This window comes from Nicoliella sp. ESL1113 (assembly GCF_058509245.1).
This window is the reverse complement of record NZ_CP196387.1, coordinates 477977-501475: the sequence shown is the minus strand read 5'-3', so window position 1 is coordinate 501475 and position 23499 is coordinate 477977. Positions and strand designations below refer to the sequence as shown.

Genomic DNA, 23499 nt, shown 5'->3' with positions numbered 1-23499 from the left:
TATAACAAATCATAGGAGGTTTTTAGATGAAAAACCATCAATTTGCTTTAGTTCCCACTGAATTTCCGAAAATCGTTACGGAATTACATACGATTAGATTCTTAGATGCTGAAAATGAGCAACTCCCCGTCAAAGAACTCCTGCACAGTTTTTTAAATCGGGTCCTCGTTAATTACCGCACGAATACTAGCAAACAAATTGCACTTTTCGACCTAATGGTTGATGAAAAACAAGACGCCAGCAGTTTTTTTAAACAAAATGGCCCCGTTACCCAAACTAATTTTTATAACCTGGCGTTGCAATTATTACATTTTCAAACCAACGAAGATTTTTCACTTGCAAACCCACTAGTAAAGTGGCGAGAATTTAACCTGCCGCTGCCAGAGCAGCAAACAAGTCCATTTGATTCTAAAACGCTCATCACGGCGTGGTATCAATTGTTAAATACCCACACTAAGTTCGGGCAGACCTACCTCGATGATCTAGCATCAAATGGTTATCTAGCACAGTTTCCTGATCTTCCAAAGCCGCTAATTTTCAACGGCAAGACCCAACCAGTTTTTAATACTGACCATTTAATTCGCGAAGTCGTTTATATTGAATCTGATCTAGATACCGACAACGATGGCAAGCGCGATCTATTAATGGCACACGTCATTAGACCATCAGAAACTGAACATGGTTTAAAGGTCCCGACGCTCTACACTGCGAGTCCATATGATCAAGGGACCAATGATATTGCGGGGGCTAAATTGACCCATCGGGTTGACCAACCGATTGCACGGAAAGAGCCGAACCAATTAGAATTATCAGATATTGAAAGTCAGCCAATCAATAAGCCACTACCTGCTAAGCGACCTGGCAACGGGAAGACGACTAAACATGCCGAAGAACACTTTAATAACGGTTGGGGATACACATTGAACAACTATTTCTTAGCACGGGGCTTTGCGGTGGTGTATGCTGCTGGGATCGGGACTAAGGATTCTGATGGATTGCGAACCACTGGTGATCATGCTGAAACCCTTTCAACTACGGCCATCATTGAATGGTTGGATGGTAAGCGCAACGCATTTACTAACCGTTGTGGAGAAGTCAAGATCGAAGCTTGGTGGTCCAATCACCACATTGGGATGACGGGGCGCTCATACCTTGGGACCTTACAAACCGCTGCGGCTACGACCGGAGTCGAAGGCCTTAAAACCTGTATCTCAGAAGCAGCCATTTCAAACTGGTATGATTACTACCGCGAAAACGGGCTTGTCGTAGCCCCTGGTGGATTTCAAGGTGAAGATGCCGATGTATTAGCCGAAGAAACGTTCAGTCGGGAACAAAAAGCAGGTGATTATTACCGCATCAAGAATAAGTGGCAAAGCCAGCTTGCTGATATTACCAGGGAACAAGATCGAACCACTGGTAACTATAATCAATTCTGGGATGCAAGAAACTACCTTAAACAGGTGCAAAACATTAAGGCCGACATGGTATTAGTTCATGGGCTGAACGATTGGAATGTCAAACCGCGCAATGTGGAAAATCTCTATCAAGCATTAAAAAAGGTCCCCGTTGAAACCAAACTATTCTTGCACCAAGGGCAACACATCTATATCAATAACTTTCAATCGCTCGATTTTACTGACATGATGAACCTATGGTTATCCAACAAACTTCTCGATGTCGACAATTCGGCAAACGACTTGATTCCTTCGGTTACGATTCAAGATAACGTCAAACCAGCTACTTGGCATCAACTAACGGACTGGAGTAGTAACCAAGTAACTAAACAAATTAATTTGAACGATCAAAATCAAATTAGCCATCCTTACGACCACGTTACCCCATCCTTTAAGGATCAACTCAGTGCCGAACAAATGGCTCAATACACTAAGAATGAAAAAACTGGGCAATATGATCAGTGGTTGAACGACCTAGTTGCCACAAGCAATTCGCCCATCGCTAATACGCGGTTAATTTTTCAATCTAAGCCCCTTCAAAATTCAATCACCATCGATGGTAAGGTTAAATTAGACCTCACGATGGCCAGTGACCATAACGTCGGGTTAGTGAGTGCTATGCTGATTGACTATGGTGATGCTAAGCGATTGAACGTCCACCCAACCACGCTTGGCTTGAACGTAATTAATGCTGGTTACCAATGGACGAAGGACTCCTTGAAGGAATTTACGCTCCAAGACAATCCGACCCCGTTCAAGATGATTTCAATTGGCCATTTGAACATGCAAAATCGACAAAATAGTTACCGCGTCAACGAACTCAAGGCCAACCAATACTACAATTTATCCTTCGAGCTACAACCAACTTTCTATACCATCCCCGCAGGTCGAAAACTTGGCCTAGTTGTATATGCAACTGATCTATCGATGACCGTACGCGGTACAATGGGCGTAAGCTACCACCTAAACACTAATCAATCCTCAATTACAGTGCCCCTGCTTCACAAAAAAGATTAAAAAGTGGTAAGATAATAATTAAATAATTAGAAATGGGGACTTTAAATGAAACCAGGCACTAAAATCATTACCTTAGATAACGGGTACCATCTTTGGACCCATACTTCAGGCACCGGGTCAATTCACCTACTCGCTTTACATGGTGGGCCTGGTGGCAATCATGAATACTGGGAAGACACTGCTGAACAATTAAGAAAACAGGGGCTATCAGTTCAAGTCCACATGTATGATCAACTAGGATCGTGGTACTCTGATTCTCCTGATTTTGATGACCCAGAAGTCGCTAAAAAAGTATTGACCTACGACTACTTTTTAAATGAAGTCGAAGAAGTCCGTCAAAAGCTAGGCATCGATAAGTTCTACTTAATTGGCCAATCATGGGGTGGGTTGTTGGTCCAACTATACGCCCAAAACTTCGGTGAACACCTCAAGGGTGCAATCATTTCTTCGATGGTCGATGAAATTGATGATTATACTAAGCATTTAAATCAAATTCGTGAACGGGAATTTTCACCAACCGAATTAGCATTCATGAAGGAATGTGAAGCTAACAATGATTATGATAATGAACGTTATCAAAATGACGTTGATAAGCTTAACCGCGGCTACATTGATAGAAAACAACCGCCTGCCATTTCACACTTGACTAGCACCGCTAATACCACTATTTACAATGCTTTCCAAGGTGACAATGAATTTGTGATCACTGGTAAATTAGGTGAATGGCATAATACTGATCACTTAAAGGATAATCACGTCCCCACACTGGTTACGTTTGGTGAACACGAATCCATGCCGATTGAGACTGGAAAACGAATGGCCAAAATGATTCCAAACGCCCAATTCGTTTCAACACCAGAAGGTGGACACCACCACATGATCGATAATGCCCCCGTTTATTACAAACACTTGGCAGACTTTATTCGTTCAGTCGAAAACGACACTTTTAACAAGTAAATAAAAAAGACCGCATTTAGCGGTCTTTTTTTATTTAGTAACGTAGCCAACCTTATTATTAACCTTTACTTGATACCAGTATTGGCCATTAATATTAACCATCTTTTGGACTGCTACGCCCTTAGATTTTTTACTTATTACGCTAAATTTACTACCATTCGGATTCGTGTAAAGTTTAGCTCCCTTTTTCAGGGTAATTTGTTTTACGCTGTTCGCAACTTTAGCAGAGAGATTGTTTAACCATTTCGTAAATTTACTTTCAATCTTAACAAGGCTACCATTGGTTTGCGCATTATTTAATCCGCTAAGGGTCGTTTGTAATTGACTTTTGACTGAAGATGCCACCGATTTATATTCGGTTCGGCTTAAGGTCGCCTTAAAAGAACGAACCAGATTACTTTGATAGGCGTTCACACGTGTTTGAGCTTGTTGCTTAGCAGCCGTGAACAATGCTTGCCTGTTATCACTAGTAACAGTCTGATTATCAACCTTAAATGCTGAATAATTGACTGTTGCATCGTTAGAAACCACCATATTATAACCACTATTTTGCTTATAACTAAGCGTCATTAACGTGTACATTTTATGAATTTCTGGTAGGTATATTTCGATCGAACTATTATCAACATACAAGACCGCATTCTTAACCGTCGTCCCGAGGTCAATGGTTTCGGTTTTATCCATCGTTTTGTTAATATCCCAAGTCCTACTAATCGTTAATTGCTTCCCTTTTAATTGCAGATTAACGTTATTGTTGGTCCCATCCTGCCTCGTTAACTTAATGGTTTGATTACCACTGAAGTTTAAGTCCACCTTATTATTAGTTCCCACTGAAAATGAGGACTTAGCCTTCACATCGTAAGTGCCAATCTTACTTGAATTGGGTTCGATTGGATCGACTAAGAAGTTACCATTCTTATAGGTGATCGTCCGTGCTAGCGTATAACTACCAAAGTGGTTAATGTTATTATAGTTGAAAAGGTTCGGTGAATAAGTCCAATTGCCTAACCAAGCCATTGAAATTAACTTATTGGAGTTCACTGAGGTGTAGTTAGCAGCAAAGTTATCAAACCCATCATCCATCTTCGTAACCTTAGAATCGGAATCCTTAACAAAAATCCCATCAGAATTATATGAACCGGTTAATACATAACTACCACTTTGGTTACCAGTATAGTCCTTACTTCCGGCAATAAAGAACATCATTGGTTGCCCACTAATTTCCTTAATAACTGGCATTTCAGACACATGATAACCAGTTAGGTCAATTGTGTATTCAGGATGATAATCCCAATTTAACCCATCAGAACTAGTTAATACATACATCCGATCGTCTAATCCACCAGCAACGTAAGCAACAAAATTACCGTTTTTGAGTCTAGTAACGTATGGATCTCTAAAATCATCCTTAGTCTGTAGTCCATCGATCTTTTTAGGATCCATAACTGGGGTTGGCCCGTATGGATGGAACTGGCCATCATTGTTACTGTAAGCTAAGAAGATGGTCTGGCCACCAGAAAAGTTAGTAAAGTAAGCTAGTTTAGCATCTTTTAAAATGGTGTTGCCGTATTCATCCTTTGTAAAATGACCATCATTGTTCAAGACCGTTCCAGAAGCCGCTGCCCCCCAAGGTAGGCCGTTGAGATTAGTGTCAGCGACTTGAAATGAAGTCCCGTTAGTACTATTAGTATAGTATTTATCAGGAATTGCAACGTTATTAATACTAAAGCGATTCGATGGATCAAAGTCCCTAAAGGTCTTAAAATCAGTCGTTACCATGTGCTTCCATTCGTATTGGACCCCTTGCACCTTAGCGAGTGGCTGTGCTAGATAGTAAATATCCCAGTATTCCACTGATCCATCACTATTATAGTGGGGAATCATGGATTGAATATCGTTTGAATATCCATCGGAGGCATTAAAATGGAAATTTTGGTTCCAAGTCGAATCAACTACGTCTGGATTTTTAGCAACAAAGCTATTCATTGTATTAATCGTTTGGGCATTTACATCCACACTTGCACTCGCATAAGAAATTGCCCTGCCATTAATTACATCTGCACTACTCGATGTAACTGAGGCAGCGGAAGACGCCTTATTCGCACTACTTGATGAACTGGATGCTGATGATTTAGCCTTCGTTGCTTGATCTTTGGTATCCGTATCTTTTGCAGCTGTAGTCATTGCAGTCGCTTGCGTTTGGTTATTGCTATCTGCACTTGCGGTTTGATTAAAAGCACCTGTCGCTGCCAATGTTAATAACAATGTGGTAGCGTATAAATATGGTTTTACGTTCGTTTTAATTTGATTTCGCTCCTTACTAAACAAGAAGTGCCGCAACGGTTCAACCCATTTCGGCACTCAATATTACTTAGGCTGAGCTCTTAAACTCAGCTTTTCAACATCAATTACTTTATCGATCAAATGATCATAAAATGATGATTCGTGGCTAACGATAATGGCGTTGCCAGGAAACTTATTAATTGCCCGCTTCAAAGAATCCTTCGTTTCATCATCCAAATGATTTGTCGGTTCATCCATGATCAAGAAATTACTAGGGACAAATTCCATCATTGCTAATTTGACCTTAGTTTGTTCCCCACCAGAGAGGTCATTCATTGGCTTGCTAACGTTATCAGGACCAATTCCACACTTAGCCAGTTTGGTTCTGATTTCACGTTGTTCGAGCTTAGGAAAACGATCTTGAACAATTTGCATTGGGGTCATCTGCGGATTATTCCATACTAAGTCTTGGCTAAAATAATTTACCTTTGCAGAAGGCGAAAATTCAGCCTCACCACCAAGTGGTTTGATTTTACCCAAGATACTCTTGATCAAGGTCGATTTACCAACCCCATTGAATCCCTGTAAGCCAATCTTTTGATCAGTCGTAACGGTAAACGTCACTGGTTGTAACAGGGGCTTCGTGTATCCAACCGAAAGATGGTCAACGGATAATGCATTCTGCGAACCAGTGTCTAAGTATGGGAAATCAAACTTAGCATGTTCATTTGCTGAAGGCGGATCAACGATGTCCATATGGGAAAGTTGCTTTTCACGTGACTTAGCCATCTTAGACTTACTCCCCGCTTTGTTCTTGCGAATAAATGCCTTCGCCTTTTCAATTTCAACTTGTTGCTTTTCATAAGCCTTTTCTTGGGCTTTTTCACGTTCATCCTTTTGGCGCATCGCCTGTTTAAAACTACCACGGTACTTATGGATTTGGCCAAACGCAACGTTTAAGATACAGTTAGTGACCTGTTCCAAAAAGTCATAGTCATGGGAAATAACGATAAAAGAGCCATCAAAATGATTTAAATAATCTACCAGCCAGTCAATATGAGCCGTATCCAAGTAGTTAGTCGGTTCGTCCAACAAGATCACTTCTGGACTTTCCAAAATTAATTTTGCCAGAATAATTTTGGAACGTTGACCCCCACTCATCTTGGCAACGGGTTGATCACGACCAACGTCATCTAATCCTAATCCCGTAATCACCTGTTCGATTTTGGTCTGGATATCATAGAAACCATTTGCTTCTAATTGTTCTTGGATGCGTCCCGCTTTTTCCAAAAGCTTATCATCCATATTAGTAGCGTATTCTTCGTATAATTTAGCCATACGGTCATTCATATCATAAAGATCTTTATATGCGGTATGAAGAAACTGAATCAACGTCATCCCATCTGGAATATCAGCATATTGGTCCAAATAACCGATGCTGACCCCTTTTTGCCACTTGATTGAGCCCGTCAAAGGAAGCTCGACACCAGTAATAATTTTAATCAGTGTACTTTTCCCGACTCCGTTTTGCCCAACAATTCCCATGTGCTCTCCCTTATTGAGTTGGAAGTCAGCATCTTCATAAAGGGTTTTGTCTGCAAAACTCATGCTCAAATCCTGAACATCAAGTAATGCCAAAATGTTTCACTCCTTATTTTTGTTCGTACAATCTGCTAATTATATTGTAAACTGTTCAGCCCGCTTTTACCACCACTTTAAGATTAAGATTTTGCGGCTATGTTATAATGTTTCTGTTAATTCAAAATAGGAAGGAAAGTTAAAATGAAAATTAAAGATATTGACAGCATTACAGTGACCGTTGCTAACTTAGAAACCACCATGCGTTTTTACCATGAAGTATTTGACTTACCAATTATTAGTATGGATGGGGACCACCTTGCAATTCAAGTTGGTCATCAAAAAATCATTTTTGTAACCAAAGAAGTTGCTAGTGAAGAATCAATTGCAATGCCAACTCCTGGGAGCAGTCGCATTTCATTGATCGTAAAGGATTCACTCGATTATGTTATAAACCACATGGCGAATTATGGTGTCGACATCGTCAGCGGCCCTTCCGAAATTCAAGGTAGCAACGGTAAAATGAACGCCGTTACGGTCTATGATCCAGACCGTAATCTAATTCAACTTTGTGAAACCAAGTAAGGACTTAGTGAGGCATTATTATGAAATACATCAAAACCCAAAGCTTCAAAATTCTCAAATTCATTGGTTTCATTCTCATTTATTTAATTGGTGACTTCTTTTTGAGCTTTGTGTCCCCACATCAATCGACCAGCACCATCTTCTTCGGGCTGGTCATTGCTTTGGTCGTGGCCTTGTTTTGTCTGGCCTTTATTATCTGGCGTTACAACAAGCAACTCAACAAGCGCAATCCATTTGGCTTTGGCACCAAAAAGATTGACAAACGGGCAATCATCCAACTCTGCTTAATCTTTGCACTCTTGATGGCCATGCAATTTGTCTGGCAAGCACTAATTAACGCCAAGTTCTTGAGTGAACCCAGTAATGAAAATGCCCTCAATCAATCAGTAAAACAAATGTTTTGGCCTAATTTTATTGATATTAGTTTTATCGGCCCCATATTTGAGGAATTCATTTTCCGCGGCATCTTTTTCAACTACTTCTTTGCAATTGAGAAGGGTGGCCTGCATAAGTGGTGCGGAATCATCGTCTGTGGAATGGTGTTCGGCTTTATGCATACCCTTAATTTCAGCGTAAATTGGATGTTCTATTCAGCAATCGGTTGGATCCTAGCATTCACCTACCTGCATTTTAAGGACGTTCGCTATAGCATCACCATTCACATGCTCAATAATTTATCTAGCTTTTTATAAAGATTGTGAAATCAGTATTGGTTAACGGAATGAAAGCGTTTAACATCCCGCCAATACTGATTTTTTAATTTGCAATTATTATTATATTTGATAAAATACTAAAAGACCGTGAAAGGAGAACTATGTCAAAACAAAATAGTAAAAGTAAGATTGGTTTGTTTCAAATTGTAATGTTAGGTTTAAGTTCCATTATTGGTTCAGGATGGTTGTTCGGTTCTTGGGAGGCTTCAAAAGTCGCCGGACCAGCTGCAATTATTTCCTGGGTCGTTGGGGCAATCGTGATTGGTTCAATCGCATTTAATTACGTTGAATTGGGAACGATGTTTCCTGAAAGTGGTGGAATGAGTAAGTATGCTCAATACTCGCATGGATCCTTGCTAGGGTTCATTGCGGCGTGGGCAAACTGGGTATCCCTAGTTACTTTAATTCCAATTGAAGCCGTTGCCGCGGTTCAATACATGAGTTCATGGCCTTGGTCATGGGCGAACTGGACCAGAGGGTTTTTAAGCAATGGAGAAATTACTAATGAAGGACTATTAATTGTCTTCTTATTCATCTTGGTATTTACCCTCTTGAATTATTGGTCAGTTAATTTATTAGCGAACTTTACTAGCTTTATTTCAATTTTTAAGCTAGGGGTTCCAATCATCACGATCATCATGTTGTTAGTATCTGGTTTCACACCGCAAGACTTTAATAACCCTGCATTAGGTGGCTTTATGCCATACGGAAGTGCTTCCATCTTTGCAGCTACGACTGCTTCTGGGATCATCTTCTCATACAATGCCTTCCAAGTGGTTATTAATATGGGACGTGAAATTGAAAATCCGAAAAAGAATATTTCACGTGGGATTATTATCTCACTTGGAATTAGTACTGTGATTTATGTATTACTTCAATTTACATTTATTGGTTCGATCGAACCTGCAAACCTTGCCCATGGTTGGCACGGTGTTAACTTCAATTCCCCATTTGCTGATATCGCAATGGGACTTAACCTTTACTGGTTAACAGTGATGCTATATGCAGATGCGTTCGTATCACCATTTGGAACTGGAGTTTCATTCGTTGCTCAAACTAGTCGGACCCTTGCCGCAATGGTTACCAACGAACACATGCCTAAATTCTTAGGTAAAATCAACAAACGTTGGGGTGTGCCACGGGTTGCGATGGTTGCCAACTTGATTATTTCAGTATTGCTAGTGGCATCGTTTAGAAGTTGGGCTACGCTTGCCAGCGTTATCTCTACTTCCACATTGATTGCCTACCTAACTGGACCGGTAACGGTGGCCACTTTAAGAAGAATTGCGCCAAACTTTACGCGGCCAATTCGATTGAAGTTATTAAACTTCATGGCCCCATTTGCCTTTGTGATGGCTAGTTTAGCCACTTACTGGGCTAAATGGCCAACAACGGTTCAAGTTATCTTAGTAATCCTATTGGGGCTTCCATTCTACTTCTACTTTGAATGGAAAAACCAATGGAAGGAAACTAGAAAACAATTTATTTCTGCACTATGGATGATCGTCTACTTGATCTTCTTATCAGCAGTCTCATACCTAGGTAGTAAGGACTTTAATGGAATCAACTTCCTCCCATACCCACTCGACTTCGTTGTAATTATCGTAGTTGCACTGGTATTCTACTACTGGGGAATTTCTAGTTACAGTTTCCAAACTGATGATGATTTAGATAAAGCAAAAGAAGTAAATGATACGGTCGATGGAGATTTAAAATAATTGAACATCAACAAGAAAGAGGTTAGCAAAATTGCTAATCTCTTTTTTTTTTTGCTTGACAAACATTTAAAGAATATATTAAAATAAATCTAATCTTAAAAGTAGAAAGGAGAAAGAACCAATGAATAATATTAAATTAGCTTACTCATCAATTCGTTGGCAAAATCGGTCATAAGTCGTTATCTTCAAACAGATACGGCTTCCTTTTATCATGCAAAGGCGTATCTGGACCGGCTCTTTCTTCAAAGAAATCATTCAGCTTGTTCGGACAAAACTTAAACCGGTCAAAGCTGAACCCAATTAAGGCGAACTGCTTAGGACTGTCTAAGTAGTTCGCCTTTTTGTTTCCATTATGGTTTTAACGTTTAAATAATATTAAGGAGATTGATTATGAAACGAATGTATGCACTCATCACCATCCTGTTCGTATTTCTTGGCTTCGCATTCTTCCAAGAAAAGAACGCTACCACCACTACTAGCGCAAAGATCCCGACATTAGGAATCTTACAGTTAATGACCCACCCTTCCTTAGATGCCATTCACCATGGAATCATTCAGGGACTTAAGGATAGCGGATATCAACCTGGTAAGAACATTAAAATTGACTACCAAAATGCGCAAAATGATCAAAGTAATCTAAAGACCATGAGTACCAAGTTTGCCAACGAAAACGCCACTGCCTCGGTTGGAATCACCACCCCATCCGCTCAGGCATTAGCTAGCACCATCCATAATAACCCAGTGATCCTAGGTGCCATCACCGACCCCGTTGGCGCTGGTCTAGTTTCCAACTTAAAACACCCAGGCGGTCATATTACAGGGGTCGCCAATGGTTCACCACTCCAAAAGCAATTGAACGTCATCAAGGCCTTCATGCCCAAATTAAAGACCCTTGGTATTATCTATACATCTAGTGATCCATCATCAACTTCCCAAGCTAAGCAATTCGCAATTCTTTGCAAAAAGGAAGGCATCGATCTTAAAACATACACAATTGCTAATTCTAACGACTTGAATCAAGTTTCCAGCCAAATGGTTAGCAAAGTCCAAGCCGTATACGTTCCTAACGATAACACGATTGCTGCAGCCATGGATACCTTAGTTGCCAACGCAGATAAATCAAACGTCCCTGTTTTCCCTTCAGTCGACTTCATGGTTAAATCTGGTGGAATCGCTACTTACGGAGTTGATCAATTTCAAATGGGGGTAACCATCGGTAAAATGACTGCCAAAATTCTCCGTGGTGAAAACCCAGCTACCACCCCAGTTAAGAGATTCCAACAAGGTAAGATGATCGTTAACGTTAAACAAGCCAAGAAACTACACATTCAGATTCCAGCTTCAATTATGAAAGAAGCTGAAACGAAGGGAGAGGTTATCAAATGAGTTTAATTGTATCTGCTATCGGTCAAGGGCTCCTCTGGGGTGTACTTGGCATCGGACTATTTTTAACATTTCGGATTTTAGATTTTCCTGATATGACGGTTGAAGGGACCTTCCCAATGGGGGCTGCAATCGCTGCTGCCATGATCGCCCATGGGTATTCACCAATCGTTGCGACCCTGTGTGCATTCATTGGTGGGGCCATCGCAGGGTTAGTGACCGGACTATTGTATACCAAGGCCAAGATTCCAGTGTTGCTATCAGGAATCCTAGTCATGACAGCCGCCTACTCAGTTAACTTAAGAATCATGGGAGCTGCGAACGTATCACTATTAGGCAAGGGGAACCTTTTAAACGCTAAAATTTTCCAAGGACTCCCTAATTACTTCAACAGTGTGTTCTTAGGATTGATCGTCATTACCATCGTAACGATTGCCATCATTTACTTCTTACAAACTGACCTAGGACAAGCATTTATTGCCACTGGTGATAACGAAACCATGGCGCAATCATTAGGAATCAACACCGATGCAATGAAGTGCTTAGGCGTTAGCGTTTCTAATGGTGTCATTGCCCTTGGGGGTGCCCTTGTTGCACAAAATAATGGGTATTCAGATGTCAACATGGGAATTGGAATTATCGTTGTCGCATTAGCATCCATCATCATTGGCGAAGTCGTCTTTGGCAACCTAACTATGAATCAACGACTCGTTGCCGTTACGCTTGGTAGTATCCTCTACCGATTCGTTTTACTAATCGTTCTACAACTTGGTTTCAATGCCAACGACTTGAACTTAATTTCATCAATTATCTTAGCACTATGCATGAGTTTGCCAGCATTCAAGGACAAGTTCAACTTAATGCACACTTTGAAACGGGGGTTCGAACGCAATGAATAAACCAATTTTTCAATTAAAAGATGTTGTTAAAACCGTCCACCCAAACGGTGGGCAACCATTAAACATTTTAGACCACGTTAGTTTAGATATCTATCCAGGTGATTTTATTACTATCCTAGGATCGAACGGGGCTGGAAAATCAACATTCTTCAATGCCATTGGTGGTAATTTACCGATTACTTCTGGACAACTATTATTGAATGGCAAGAATATCACTAAAACGTCAGTTGCTAAACGGACCCAATTTCTAAGCCGTGTTTTCCAGGATCCAAAGCTAGGGACCGCCCCACGAATGACGGTGGCTGAAAACCTGTTACTTGCTGAAAAGCGTGGACAAAAACGTTTGTTAACACCCCGCCATTTACGGCGTCAAATGGGCAAATATCAACAAATAACAAGTCAGTTGCATAATCACCTTAGCGACCGCTTAAACACCCCTACTGGTAATCTTTCAGGAGGTCAAAGACAAACGCTCAGCTTTTTAATGGCCACCATTAAAAAACCTGAAATCTTGCTATTAGATGAACATACGGCTGCATTGGACCCTAACACTTCCCAAGAATTAATGGAATTGACTAATCACACCGTTCAAGAACAAAAACTTACCTGCTTAATGATCACCCACCATTTAGATGATGCAATTAAGTATGGCAATCGACTAATCGTTTTAAATCAAGGCCAGATTGAATATGATATTCGAGGGACGGAAAAACAATCCATCACCAAACAAGATTTATATCAATTCTTTGACCCTACTAATTAAACAATAAAAAACCGCAGCAATGTCAAAAATAGGCATTGTCGCGGTTTTTTGTTATAATATAAATTAATGCTAGATTAGCATTAACTTATGGAGGGATATATTTGAGTAAGCAAGAACCGCAATCGCGAGTCAAACGCTACGACTTTAATGGGAGTCAAAAACAACCCAATCAAGATCCTAAAAATTTCAAGGTCTGGCCCTGGATTTTAGGATTAGTAATCGTAATTGGAATGCTAGTAGTTGGGATTAAGTTTTTGACCGCTAACGATAATAACCAAGCTGGACAATCATCGTCATCAATGGTTAGTGCTAGCAGTACCAGTGCTAGTTCATCCATCAAAAATAGCGCTAGCTCCAGCAGTAAAACTACGCATAGTAATAGTACTAATAAGAGTTCTAATAAGGGAACTAACGCTAATAACCACCCAGCTAATGATAGAAAAAGCCAAAATAACCCTGCTCCGCAGAATAATGGAGGTTTTAGTGCACCACGTCAATTCAGCTCAGTTGCCGATGCCACCAATTGGGCGAAAGCAACCCAATCTAGTTGGATTCAAGCTGGTTATAATAACTATACAATTACATCTGATGGGCAAGGATATTACGTTTTAAACTTTACTAAATAAAAAAACTGTGAATTGAAAAATTCACAGTTTTTTTATTTGCTTAGGTCAAATTATTTAGTAACTTGATCCCATTGCTTATTAACGTTTTCAGAACTGAATTCCTTAGCCTTAACTAATGAACCGTTGCTTAACTTCTTGAATAGTTTACTGTCTAGTAAAATTTCATCGATCTTACCAGCAGCTTCACGAACGTTTCCTGCAGGAATTAGGTAACCATTAACGTCGTTGTCAATGATATTTCTAGGACCGTAGTTAACATCGTAAGCAACTTCAGCTAATCCGTATTCAAGTCCGTTTACCAATGACATACTCAAACCTTCACCGAATGAAGTTTGGATAATTACTTTGGCGGCACTTAGTACCTTTTCTTTATCTTCGCCAACAAGGTAACCCTTGAAGTCAACGTTAGTTTCAAGACCTAACTTCTTAACTAAGTTCAATAATTCTTGACGATATTCTTCTGATTCAAAGTAACCGACAACATCTAAGTGGATGTTTGGAACACGGTTCTTAGCAAAACTAACAATTTGAATTAATTGATCGATATGCTTGTCATGGAAGATCCGACCAACATAAACAACGTTGTTATCACGGTCATCTTCGAGTGACTTCCGAATTTCAGCTTCTTTTTCAGCAAATAATGCAGTATCGAAGATTGCGTAAGTCTTAATTTCTGGGAAAAGACGACTTAAGTCATCACGTTGTTGTGGAGTAGAAACGATTAAACCATTGTAGTCACCTAAGTGATTGTGGAATAATGTTTCAAGGATTGGGTATAACTTACCCTTTGCGCTACCAGCTAAGTTAGCATCAGTTGTTTGTTCGTTGTGTAAGAATTGGTACTTACCAGCAACATTCTTAATCCGTGCAACAACTTCAGTTAAAGTAGGACGGTCGTTAATTAGAACCGTCTTTTCTGGGTCAGCAATTTCATTTAAGAAGAATTCGAATAGGTCATCTTCAGTATTGAAACGGTGGTTCTTACCCTTGTAGTTCAATAACTTGAACATGGTTGGGTGAACTTGACCATTGATGTTCATGTGAGTAATTTCCATTACTGGATTACCTTCGTAATCAAATAGGATTTCATGACCTACTTGACCATCTGGATGAAGGTATTGAGTCTTAGAACGGAAACCACGTCCATCCCAGACATCACGACTACTAGTGTTACCGAAACGGTCGTAGAAATCAACCGTTCCAATTTCACCAACAGTAAGTGGGAAGATGTTTACTTGTGCAACAACCTTACCCTTTTGTTCAACGTATGATTTGTTGTTATCAACACCATCGATCTTGTATTCATTTTTATCAACCATGTCTGAATAACGTAAGAAAGCATGCTTGTGAGGAACATCAGTAACTTTTTGGAAGTAATCGTACATGTTTAAAATGTCGTCATTACCCAAACCATACTTTTCAATTTCTTGATGAAGACCTTGATTGTAATTACGAGTAACAATCTTTGAGTCTCTTTTGTTCTTTTTAAATAATTTTTGACGATTCATTGCGGAAAATTCAGTTCCGGAATTGAATGTAAAAATGTTTTCGTTTACAAATAAAAACGTTTTAGTCATATCTATTCAGCCGCTCCTTAATCTAGTTTTTCGAGACCCTTTTCAATATCAGGGTTCCATACTGCCATCTTGTGCTTCCACTTCTTAGCAGCGTCATCTAATAATTCCTTCCAAGCCTTCCAAACGTTAGTTTCTGAGTAACGCTTTGAAAGTTCGTAGGCCTTGTCAGACATCTTTTGTAATTGATCAGGATTGGTGAATAAGTCGGTCATGTGTTGACCCATCTTCTTGTAGTCACCATAATCAACGATGTAACCATTTTCTTTGTCCACTACTAATTCGTTAGGACCATAGTTAACATCATAAGTAATACCAACATCACCTTCGGATTGAGCTTCCATCATGGCCAAGTTAAAACCTTCCATGACAGATGCTAAACCGTAGATTTGAGCGTTCTTTTGAACGATGGAAACGTTGTTAACGTAACTGTGAATGTGCACAGCATCTTCCATGTGGTAATCCTTGATAGCAGCATTAATCCGCTTCATTGCAATATCATCATTGGAGTGATCAATGTATCCATAAAGGTCAACAGTCACTTCTGGAACGGTCTTACGAGCAATCCCAGCAGCCCGAATCACCTTATCCAATTGCTTTTCAGGAGCGATACGAGCAGTAGCAATAACGCTACCGAACTTCCGGTCCTTCATTGGAATCCGTGGTTCGTCAAAGTGCTTATCAGGAATAACCCCAACTGGAATCGTGAACATCGCAGCCTTAGGAGCAAAACGGTATTCAACATCTTCAGTTTGCTTATGGGTAGCAGAAATGATGGCATCATATCTGTTAGCATCAGTTAAACTGTATTCGTAGTTGTTGTTCATGATAGAAGTATTTGGCTTTTGAGCATCACCAGCGTGTGAGTTATGAAGATGCAATACAGTGTATGCAGGTTCACGTAATTCTGGTAATAATTCTTCATATAGATCAGAACGGTCCATGATGAAGATATTTGGCTTAGTTTTACGAAGATATTTGTGGTTATTAGCGTTTAAGAATTCAAGAAGAACACCATCAATCGTGTCGTATTGACGAACAGTTCCCTTGCGATCAATAGTCTTCCAACCAGACTTGTCCATCTTACCTTGAGCATTTAAGCGGTAGTAGTCTTCAACAACTGGACGACCATCAACGCTGTACCAAGTTTCAGTAGCGATCTTGTTATCTGGAGTATACCATTGAACCATTGATTTGAATCCACGGTAATCGTAGAAATCAACACGGTACAAGTTAGCAAAACCATCAAAAAGTTCTACTGATTGAACACGCTTGTCATCGGTAATATCCTTACCAAAGCAGTTAACACGAGCAATGATTAACTTGTCTTTGAAAACAATTACTCGGTTGTGTTCATCATCATTTTGGTAAGTTAAATCAGAAACCCCAAAATCAAGATCTTCTGGTCTAACTGCCTTTTCCTTAACATCTTCTGCTTCTTGGAAGAAATCAAAAAGGTTTAAGATTTCATCATCATGAATCCCAACGTTGTTCAAGTGGAAATGAAGAAGTGGGTTCCATTCGCGAAAGACTAGCTTGTAAGCTTCTTTATTCTTACGGAAAAGAAACGCTCTTTTTAATTGAGCATGTTCGATTCCTGAATTTTTAGCGTTAAAGCTTGAGTTCATAAAAAAGTTCATAAAATTAATTACCTACCTTATGTAACGCTTATTTTCAGTAACATCAAGTACTGTCTAGAGGTTATTATATAATAAAACGCCAAATTAAAACAGTGATAAATGATAAATTATCACCATAGTTAAGAAAGACTTTAATATTTAACTTATCAGTAATATCGTATAATAATATTAATGAAGGGAGTCTTTACTTATGAATATTAACGTTCCACTAGAAAATAACCATCTAGGTAATAAGTATACAAAGCATGCAGAAAATAGTCAAAAAATCGGAAACGTTCCATTTATTTCTTTTCCAATTGAAATCAGTGGGGTTCCCGATGGAACTAAATCTTTATCACTGGTGATGCTCGATTGGGATTCGATTCCAGTTTGTGGGTTTGCCTATATTCACTGGGTCGCTGCTAATATCGATCCTAATACCACGACGATTCCCGAAAACGCTAGTCACGAGGACCTAATTCCGCTCACTCACGGTAAAAATAGTACTGCTGGTCCATTAGCAGGGCCACTGGATCCAATCATCAGCGAGCGTTATTTAGGCCCCACCCCTCCCAACTGTGACCATGAATATACCTTAACTATGTATGCGCTAGATACTAAGTTAAACTTAAACGAGGGATTTTGGCTCAATGAAATGCAATCCGCAATGAATGGACACATTCTTGATCAATCCAGCGTTCAGTTAAAAGTTTTACAATAATCCAAAAAAACAGGCCAACGAAAATTCGCTGGCCTGTTTTTTATTGGGCTGCCACATCGTATGCAACATCGCCTAAATGCATCAATAACTTATCAGCATCGTTTTTAAAATCATTTACAAAGCTATCACTAGTTGATTTTTCTTCGTGAATAACGTGATTAGCTAAATCAAAAATTTGAAATCGATCAGGAGCCGTGAGCCTAGCAGTATCATAGTGCCCCTCTTCTGCTTCGTCTAAATAAATTTGAAACAAATTTTCAACCGTTTTAGCAATAAATTCATCTGGGTCGACCTGTTTACCAGCATCTTCTAAATCGATTAGGGCATGCTTTACTTCACGCATGTTTTCAGGAATATATTCACTCATTTTAACCAACCTCTCAAACTTTATTATTGGTAAAATTATAACACGAGTCTCTTTATTTAATTTTTAATTTGTTTAATAATGTTAATAACATAATAATTAATAAAGGATGTGTCGCTTTGAAAACAATTTCCGCTGGTGATGCTAAAGCATTCGATCAATATACAATGCGTGATATCGGGGTGCCATCCCTGGTTCTAATGGAACGGGCTGCACTCAAAAGCGTTGAAAACCTCAATAGTTTAAGATGGCCCCTGGATAAAGTCCTAATCGTTGCCGGATCTGGTAACAACGGCGGTGATGGTCTGGCAATCGCACGCCTATTAAAAAACCATGGTAAAAGAGTCGAGGTCTTATTGGCTGGCAACGAAAAACACGCCACCATTGAAAGAATCCAACAATTAGACTTTGCCAAAAAATATGGCGTCGAATTTATTAGTCAAGATATCAATTGGGATACCTACTCAGTAATCATTGACGCCCTATTTGGTATTGGCCTTTCAAGACCAGTTAGTGGCAACTATCAACAAATCATCGAAAACATCAATAATAGTGATGCCAAAACACTCGCAATCGATGTTCCATCTGGGTTCAATGTGGATCTGGGTGATGAAATGGGGGTCGCAGTGCATGCAAATGCCACCGCAACGTTTGCCTATGCCAAAAACGGGATGAATTCCACTAATGGGCAAGCTTACTGCGGACAATTATTCGTTGATGATATCGGCGTTTATGATCCTAAAGAAATCAATCAATAGGAGGAATAAGAATGAACATTGGAATTATTGGTAGTGGCCCGCGCGGGTTAATCACACTATCACATTTAATCCATAATTTTAATAGTAGTCAGATTGATTCATTATCGATCCACCTCTTTGACCCGTTTTTACCTGGCGGCCAAGTCTGGCGAGTTGATCAATCGACTAATCTAATCATGAACACAATCGCAGAAGATATCTCACTGCCAGCTAAAGATGACGATAATGCGCTAAACCTATACCAATGGTCACAAACTAAAGCCAGTGCCTTCATTAATGAAAATGGGTACGATAAAAAGCTACTACCATTAGCACAGTCGTTGACCCCCAACGGATACTCACCTCGGGTATTACTGGGAGTCTATGCCCAATGGTTCTACCAATCATTGGTCAAATCCCTCCCCACTGGGGTTACAGTAACATACCATCAAACGGCGGTAACAAATGTTAATAAAGCCGCTAATGGTTGGTCCATCAATGCTGATGAGCAGACTTTTCAGTTTGATAATGTAATCCTAACGATCAATACCAATGTCAATCAGCTAACGCCCACGGAGGAATCATTAAGGGATTATGCTGAACAAAATAACCTTTACTACCAAGCCCCAACCTACCCTGGTGATGTAAAGAGTTATCCAATCGATGATGCCCAAAACGTAATTATCAGGGGATTAGGAATGAGCTTCTTTGATGAAATGATTAAATTGACCGTAGATCGTGGGGGACAATTTATCCAAAATGAAGATGGTACCTTTATTTACAAGCCATCTGGACATGAGCCTCACATATTTGCAGGCTCCAGACGAGGGGTCACGTATTATCCTAAGGCCGTCGTTAAGGAGACAAACGAATATCACTTCAAGGCTCACTTTGTGACTAAAGAAAACATCGCAAAGCATAAGATCAATGGTAAGCTTTCGGTTAAGCAATTTCGGCAACTAATGCGTCGTGAAATTGAAATCGTTTACTATCAAATGATCCTTAAGCGTGACCATCCGCAAGTTGATATAGATCAATTCACCGCTCAGTTCGTAAAAGATCCCGATGCTGCCATCCAATCGGGACCATTTAAACCCAATGAAATCCTCAGATGGGAGTTATTGCTCAACCCAGTTGCTGGGACTCCAATCACAACCACCGCCGATTATCAACAAACGTTGCTCAACTGGCTAAACGCGGTCGCTAGCGATGCTGAATTGGGCCTTGGCGTAGGACCATTATCATCCGCCCTAACGGTATATAAAGAGGTTCGTCAAACGATGCGGGACACGATTGTAGAAAACGACTTTACAGAAGCTGATTACCTTAGTGAATTTCTAACTACCTTTAAAGCTAACAGCCAGTTTCTCTCCAATGGTGCCCCTGCAATTCGTTTTAAACAATTAATTGCCCTAATGCACGCTGGCGTGGTTACTATTTTGGGACCACAAATGAACGTAATTGGTGCTAATCAACATTTTGTAGCCCTTTCAAAGTACTATCCAAAAGAGCCCGTAATCGCCGATGCTTTAATAGAGGCACGGATTCCTAGACTGAACTTTGCAACTACCAAAAGTGAATTGATTAACGGAATGGTAAAACGTAAAATCATCACCCCAGCTGCGTTCAAGGATGCTAACGAACGAGCAGTAAAAATTAATGCCATCAACATCGATGCAGATTCTGATCAAGCCATCAATGCTAGTGGTGAAATTGATGCTGGCTTTTTCGTTTTCAGTACCTTAACGGAGGGCATTCACTGGTTAACCACTGTCTTTCCAATGGTTGGCAATGATGAAAACCACCGTAGCGCCGAACAGATAAGCCATCAAATCTTAAAAATTAATACTAAATATCGAGATACAATGTAAAAAAAAGCGGAACCGATTTCACGATCGATTCCGCTTTTCAAATCTCATTAGATTATTAATGGTAATAAATAAATGATTGGTTCGGGACTCTAATAATGACATAGCGACTAGCGCGCTGTCCCGCCCTTAATCCTAATCCATTTAATAAATTCGGCTTATATTTAGCGGTAGTGGTTTCAATCCAAGCCCGCTGGTATTTCCGATCTAAGTCATTCAACCGACTTCCACTGGAACGATAGGTTTCGGTTGGCAATGAAACGGTGTTAGCACCACTAATGATGGTTGAATCATTGCTACTAACTTGATAATGTTCACCCTTCGTTAAATAGGTGTAATATTGACCACCCGATTTATTTTTAGAATTATAAACATTAACATAGTATGATTTACGACCATTCGTATCTAATACAATTGGTTTGTAACTTCTAGAAACAGAAACATTATGACTAGAAATATCAGCTCTTAGCGTAATTATCACCATCGCTAAGGCAGCCCCCAGTATTAAAAGCCCTTGAAAAAATAAAACGATTCTATTTCTGCTTACTAGCTTTTCATCTTGATGCAATAAGGCCTGTCGCTTTTGCCTACGGATAGAAATAACCATTGAAATTAAACTAATTGCAATGATAATCCAGATGGCAAACCCGATTAGATTCCAGGCTGATATCATAAACAAGCTCCTTTAAATAAAAGTAATATTACTGACCATTACATTATTGTACCTGCTTAGTAAGAAGATAACAAATTCAATTATTATTTCAGAAATTGATCGATGGCATCATAACCATTTTCAGTAGTTGCAGTTTCAAAAAGCTCATCAACGGGGGCATGCGATTGTTTTTGATCGATCAAAGCCACGTCCCGCGGGTCAATATCTAATTCATCACTCAACGTCTCAATTGCGTTTTGGTATGAAGCATCGAATGAAGTGATCCAAAGGTCGTTTCCCTTAGCATGAGCCACTAACTTACCATTAAAATTACTATTAAAGGTTTGGGCTAAACTTTGCATATCGCCGTTCTCAAACCCCAATCTAATTTGATAGACTAAATCACTCACTAATTCTAGATCATTCATTTGGTATAAAGATGGGTACGTCTTATTAAAGCGTTGGTAGGCTGAACTATCCTTGCTTGCATCGGTGTAGGCATTCATCTTCCCCGAAAGGACAATGTATGCGGTATTAAAATCGCGTTGCGCTTGAAACCACTTTAGGGCTGATTTCCAAATTTCATAATCGATCACCGTTTCATCACGAACCACGCGATTCAAAACGGTCTCAGCACCCCCTTCGCAGATAAACGCTAAGGGAGCCTTTATCCCATGAAAAATCTGAATCATTTTGGCATACGGAGCTTCCGTCATAAAGCCCAGGTGTAGATTTTGCTTTGCCAAATTCATTAACTGTTTGGACAATCGAGATGCGTTAATTTCACCATCTGCGGATAAAAAATCACGATCAAGATCAGCCAAGATCAATTTAGTCATTTTGCAACCTCCCGAAAATAAAAAACTCACGTCTTAACCGTGAGTTTAATTTTAATTGTGATTATTATATCATTTTTGCAGATTTTTGACGATTAATTGTAAATGGATGAGTTTTTATAAATGTACTTCATCAAATCACGTTGATCACTAAATTCATAAGGATCATTCAAAGTAATCGTAATCAAGCGGTGCTTCCCTGGTAGTTGGCCAGTTCCAACAAAACATAGCCCTGCAGCTGGAGTATAGCCGGTCTTTAAACCATCAACGCGCAGACTTGCATCATAGAAGGTCCGCCCCTTAAGTAGGTTGTTGTAGTTATATAGGTTTTGCCCTGCAACCTTGGCCGTGCCCCTGCTAGCATCATTTAATACCTTTGGATAATAAGTTAAAACGTGTTGCGCAATTACTGCCAACGCCTTTGCACTTACCATGTTCCCAGCAGTAGCCCCACCAGAATACTTATAACCATAATGAACTAAATCATTATTTTCAAGTCCAGATGGTGAGTTAAAGGTCGCAGAAATCCCCCATGCCCTTGCTTGTTTATTCATCATATTCACGAACTGACCATTTGAGCCAGCGACCCATTGTCCCAATGCAATCGTAGCTGCATTTGATGATTGGATCAGTGCTGCTTGATAGAGCTGCTTTACGGTATATTTACGACCAGCAACCAGCTTAAAGCCACCACCAACGTTATTATTGTAACTCATGCTCCGTAAGCCAGCATTAGAAGTATCAACGACTTGGTTCCAGCCATTCGTTTCCTGTGCTTTTCTGACCACCAGGTACAATGACATTAACTTGGCTGTGGATGCTACCTTCATTTTTTGATTAATGTTTTTAGCATAGATGACCTGTCCGTTCGTAGCATCGATCGCAATTGCAGCCGCTGCATTCTTCATCTTATAGTTTCCAGGAACAATATTATTAGTAGTGATTCCTGATGCACCATCGTCATAGTTATAATCATAATTATAATCAGCACTGACATTAACTGTTTTTGTCGAAACAACATCTAAAAATGGAGTAATTTCTGATGCTGATGCTAATCCGACAACAGCAGTTAATACAATTGCCATCTTTTTAAAATTCTTTTTAAGATTCATTTAACCAACCCTTCTCTGATTTCGATATCCTAAATAATAA

Annotated in this window: 20 protein-coding genes; 12 read left to right on the top strand and 8 right to left on the bottom strand. The window is 39.7% G+C overall.

Annotated elements, in window-relative coordinates:
* Positions 1–26: 26 nt before the first annotated feature.
* Together ACSYTJ_RS01910 and ACSYTJ_RS01905 are read left to right on the top strand one after the other, a co-directional pair.
* Positions 27–2471 (top strand): Xaa-Pro dipeptidyl-peptidase, encoded by a 2445-nt coding sequence (locus tag ACSYTJ_RS01910; RefSeq protein WP_491720031.1) that lies wholly within the window; start codon positions 27–29, stop codon positions 2469–2471.
* A gap of 45 nt (positions 2472–2516) precedes the next feature.
* Positions 2517–3428, top strand: coding sequence for a proline iminopeptidase-family hydrolase (locus ACSYTJ_RS01905; protein ID WP_491720030.1), 912 nt, complete (start codon positions 2517–2519; stop codon positions 3426–3428).
* A gap of 30 nt (positions 3429–3458) precedes the next feature.
* Here ACSYTJ_RS01905 and ACSYTJ_RS01900 read toward each other — a convergent pair whose 3' ends face one another.
* A complete protein-coding gene (locus ACSYTJ_RS01900; RefSeq protein WP_491720029.1) occupies positions 3459–5789 on the bottom strand; it encodes a glycoside hydrolase family protein in 2331 nt (776 codons plus the stop codon).
* 6 nt (positions 5790–5795) lie between these two features.
* On the bottom strand, positions 5796–7349 hold the full coding sequence (locus ACSYTJ_RS01895) for an ABC-F family ATP-binding cassette domain-containing protein (protein ID WP_491720028.1): 1554 nt from the start codon (positions 7347–7349) through the stop codon (positions 5796–5798).
* Between the two features lie 144 nt (positions 7350–7493).
* On the opposite strand from ACSYTJ_RS01895, the gene ACSYTJ_RS01890 reads away from it, so the two are divergent.
* From ACSYTJ_RS01890 to ACSYTJ_RS01860, 7 genes are all read left to right on the top strand, one after another.
* Entirely contained in the window at positions 7494–7874 is a 381-nt protein-coding gene (locus ACSYTJ_RS01890) for a VOC family protein (protein ID WP_491720027.1), read from the top strand.
* A gap of 20 nt (positions 7875–7894) precedes the next feature.
* Positions 7895–8566 (top strand): CPBP family intramembrane glutamic endopeptidase, encoded by a 672-nt coding sequence (locus tag ACSYTJ_RS01885; RefSeq protein ID WP_491720026.1) that lies wholly within the window; start codon positions 7895–7897, stop codon positions 8564–8566.
* A gap of 122 nt (positions 8567–8688) precedes the next feature.
* Complete coding sequence (locus tag ACSYTJ_RS01880) at positions 8689–10305, top strand: APC family permease (protein WP_491717176.1); 1617 nt, start codon at positions 8689–8691, stop codon at positions 10303–10305.
* Positions 10306–10695: 390 nt separating this feature from the next.
* Complete coding sequence (trpX, locus tag ACSYTJ_RS01875; protein ID WP_491717175.1) at positions 10696–11691, top strand: tryptophan ABC transporter substrate-binding protein; 996 nt, start codon at positions 10696–10698, stop codon at positions 11689–11691.
* Positions 11688–12587 (top strand): ABC transporter permease, encoded by a 900-nt coding sequence (locus ACSYTJ_RS01870; protein WP_491717174.1) that lies wholly within the window; start codon positions 11688–11690, stop codon positions 12585–12587. The genes trpX and ACSYTJ_RS01870 overlap by 4 nt, the downstream gene beginning before the upstream one ends.
* Complete coding sequence (locus ACSYTJ_RS01865; RefSeq protein WP_491720025.1) at positions 12580–13350, top strand: ABC transporter ATP-binding protein; 771 nt, start codon at positions 12580–12582, stop codon at positions 13348–13350. The genes ACSYTJ_RS01870 and ACSYTJ_RS01865 overlap by 8 nt, the downstream gene beginning before the upstream one ends.
* 101 nt (positions 13351–13451) lie before the next feature.
* On the top strand, positions 13452–13976 hold the full coding sequence (locus tag ACSYTJ_RS01860; protein ID WP_491720024.1) for a hypothetical protein: 525 nt from the start codon (positions 13452–13454) through the stop codon (positions 13974–13976).
* Between the two features lie 50 nt (positions 13977–14026).
* On the opposite strand, the gene ACSYTJ_RS01855 is transcribed toward ACSYTJ_RS01860, so the two are convergent.
* Both ACSYTJ_RS01855 and ACSYTJ_RS01850 read right to left on the bottom strand, forming a co-directional pair.
* Positions 14027–15553 (bottom strand): glycosyltransferase, encoded by a 1527-nt coding sequence (locus ACSYTJ_RS01855; RefSeq protein WP_491717171.1) that lies wholly within the window; start codon positions 15551–15553, stop codon positions 14027–14029.
* Between the two features lie 17 nt (positions 15554–15570).
* Positions 15571–17190 carry a glycosyltransferase gene (locus tag ACSYTJ_RS01850; protein WP_491717170.1) on the bottom strand — a complete coding sequence of 540 codons (1620 nt, stop codon included), beginning with the start codon at positions 17188–17190 and terminating at the stop codon, positions 15571–15573.
* Positions 17191–17380: 190 nt separating this feature from the next.
* Between ACSYTJ_RS01850 and ACSYTJ_RS01845 the strand changes: the two genes are divergently transcribed.
* A complete protein-coding gene (locus ACSYTJ_RS01845; protein WP_491717169.1) occupies positions 17381–17890 on the top strand; it encodes a YbhB/YbcL family Raf kinase inhibitor-like protein in 510 nt (169 codons plus the stop codon).
* 40 nt (positions 17891–17930) lie between these two features.
* Here the strand turns inward: ACSYTJ_RS01845 and ACSYTJ_RS01840 are convergent, their stop codons facing one another.
* The gene (locus ACSYTJ_RS01840) at positions 17931–18257 is read right to left on the bottom strand and encodes a hypothetical protein (protein ID WP_491720023.1); all 327 of its coding nucleotides are present in this window, start codon (positions 18255–18257) and stop codon (positions 17931–17933) included.
* Positions 18258–18373: 116 nt separating this feature from the next.
* On the opposite strand from ACSYTJ_RS01840, the gene ACSYTJ_RS01835 reads away from it, so the two are divergent.
* A complete protein-coding gene (locus ACSYTJ_RS01835; protein ID WP_491720022.1) occupies positions 18374–19012 on the top strand; it encodes an NAD(P)H-hydrate epimerase in 639 nt (212 codons plus the stop codon).
* Between the two features lie 11 nt (positions 19013–19023).
* Positions 19024–20862 carry an FAD/NAD(P)-binding protein gene (locus ACSYTJ_RS01830; protein WP_491720021.1) on the top strand — a complete coding sequence of 613 codons (1839 nt, stop codon included), beginning with the start codon at positions 19024–19026 and terminating at the stop codon, positions 20860–20862.
* 55 nt (positions 20863–20917) lie between these two features.
* Here ACSYTJ_RS01830 and ACSYTJ_RS01825 read toward each other — a convergent pair whose 3' ends face one another.
* The 3 genes from ACSYTJ_RS01825 to ACSYTJ_RS01815 all read right to left on the bottom strand — a co-directional run bounded on the left by ACSYTJ_RS01825 (position 20918) and on the right by ACSYTJ_RS01815 (position 23459).
* On the bottom strand, positions 20918–21532 hold the full coding sequence (locus tag ACSYTJ_RS01825; RefSeq protein WP_491717165.1) for an LVIS_2131 family protein: 615 nt from the start codon (positions 21530–21532) through the stop codon (positions 20918–20920).
* Between the two features lie 83 nt (positions 21533–21615).
* Complete coding sequence (locus ACSYTJ_RS01820; RefSeq protein WP_491717164.1) at positions 21616–22350, bottom strand: HAD family hydrolase; 735 nt, start codon at positions 22348–22350, stop codon at positions 21616–21618.
* A gap of 92 nt (positions 22351–22442) precedes the next feature.
* A complete protein-coding gene (locus ACSYTJ_RS01815; protein ID WP_491720020.1) occupies positions 22443–23459 on the bottom strand; it encodes a D-alanyl-D-alanine carboxypeptidase family protein in 1017 nt (338 codons plus the stop codon).
* Between the last annotated feature and the right edge of the window lie 40 nt (positions 23460–23499).

Excerpts from the sequence above, each read along its gene's own strand:
- ACSYTJ_RS01840 (WP_491720023.1), bottom strand. The coding sequence starts at position 18,257 with ATGAGTGAATATATTCCTGAAAACATGCGTGAAGTAAAGCATGCCCTA.
- ACSYTJ_RS01845 (WP_491717169.1), top strand. The coding sequence starts at position 17,381 with ATGAATATTAACGTTCCACTAGAAAATAACCATCTAGGTAATAAGTAT.
- ACSYTJ_RS01815 (WP_491720020.1), bottom strand. The coding sequence starts at position 23,459 with ATGAATCTTAAAAAGAATTTTAAAAAGATGGCAATTGTATTAACTGCT.
- ACSYTJ_RS01910 (WP_491720031.1), top strand. The coding sequence starts at position 27 with ATGAAAAACCATCAATTTGCTTTAGTTCCCACTGAATTTCCGAAAATC.
- ACSYTJ_RS01825 (WP_491717165.1), bottom strand. The coding sequence starts at position 21,532 with ATGATATCAGCCTGGAATCTAATCGGGTTTGCCATCTGGATTATCATT.
- ACSYTJ_RS01820 (WP_491717164.1), bottom strand. The coding sequence starts at position 22,350 with ATGACTAAATTGATCTTGGCTGATCTTGATCGTGATTTTTTATCCGCA.
- ACSYTJ_RS01885 (WP_491720026.1), top strand. The coding sequence starts at position 7,895 with ATGAAATACATCAAAACCCAAAGCTTCAAAATTCTCAAATTCATTGGT.
- ACSYTJ_RS01890 (WP_491720027.1), top strand. The coding sequence starts at position 7,494 with ATGAAAATTAAAGATATTGACAGCATTACAGTGACCGTTGCTAACTTA.
- ACSYTJ_RS01850 (WP_491717170.1), bottom strand. The coding sequence starts at position 17,190 with ATGAACTTTTTTATGAACTCAAGCTTTAACGCTAAAAATTCAGGAATC.
- ACSYTJ_RS01880 (WP_491717176.1), top strand. The coding sequence starts at position 8,689 with ATGTCAAAACAAAATAGTAAAAGTAAGATTGGTTTGTTTCAAATTGTA.
- ACSYTJ_RS01855 (WP_491717171.1), bottom strand. The coding sequence starts at position 15,553 with ATGACTAAAACGTTTTTATTTGTAAACGAAAACATTTTTACATTCAAT.
- ACSYTJ_RS01905 (WP_491720030.1), top strand. The coding sequence starts at position 2,517 with ATGAAACCAGGCACTAAAATCATTACCTTAGATAACGGGTACCATCTT.
- trpX (WP_491717175.1), top strand. The coding sequence starts at position 10,696 with ATGAAACGAATGTATGCACTCATCACCATCCTGTTCGTATTTCTTGGC.
- ACSYTJ_RS01865 (WP_491720025.1), top strand. The coding sequence starts at position 12,580 with ATGAATAAACCAATTTTTCAATTAAAAGATGTTGTTAAAACCGTCCAC.
- ACSYTJ_RS01870 (WP_491717174.1), top strand. The coding sequence starts at position 11,688 with ATGAGTTTAATTGTATCTGCTATCGGTCAAGGGCTCCTCTGGGGTGTA.
- ACSYTJ_RS01830 (WP_491720021.1), top strand. The coding sequence starts at position 19,024 with ATGAACATTGGAATTATTGGTAGTGGCCCGCGCGGGTTAATCACACTA.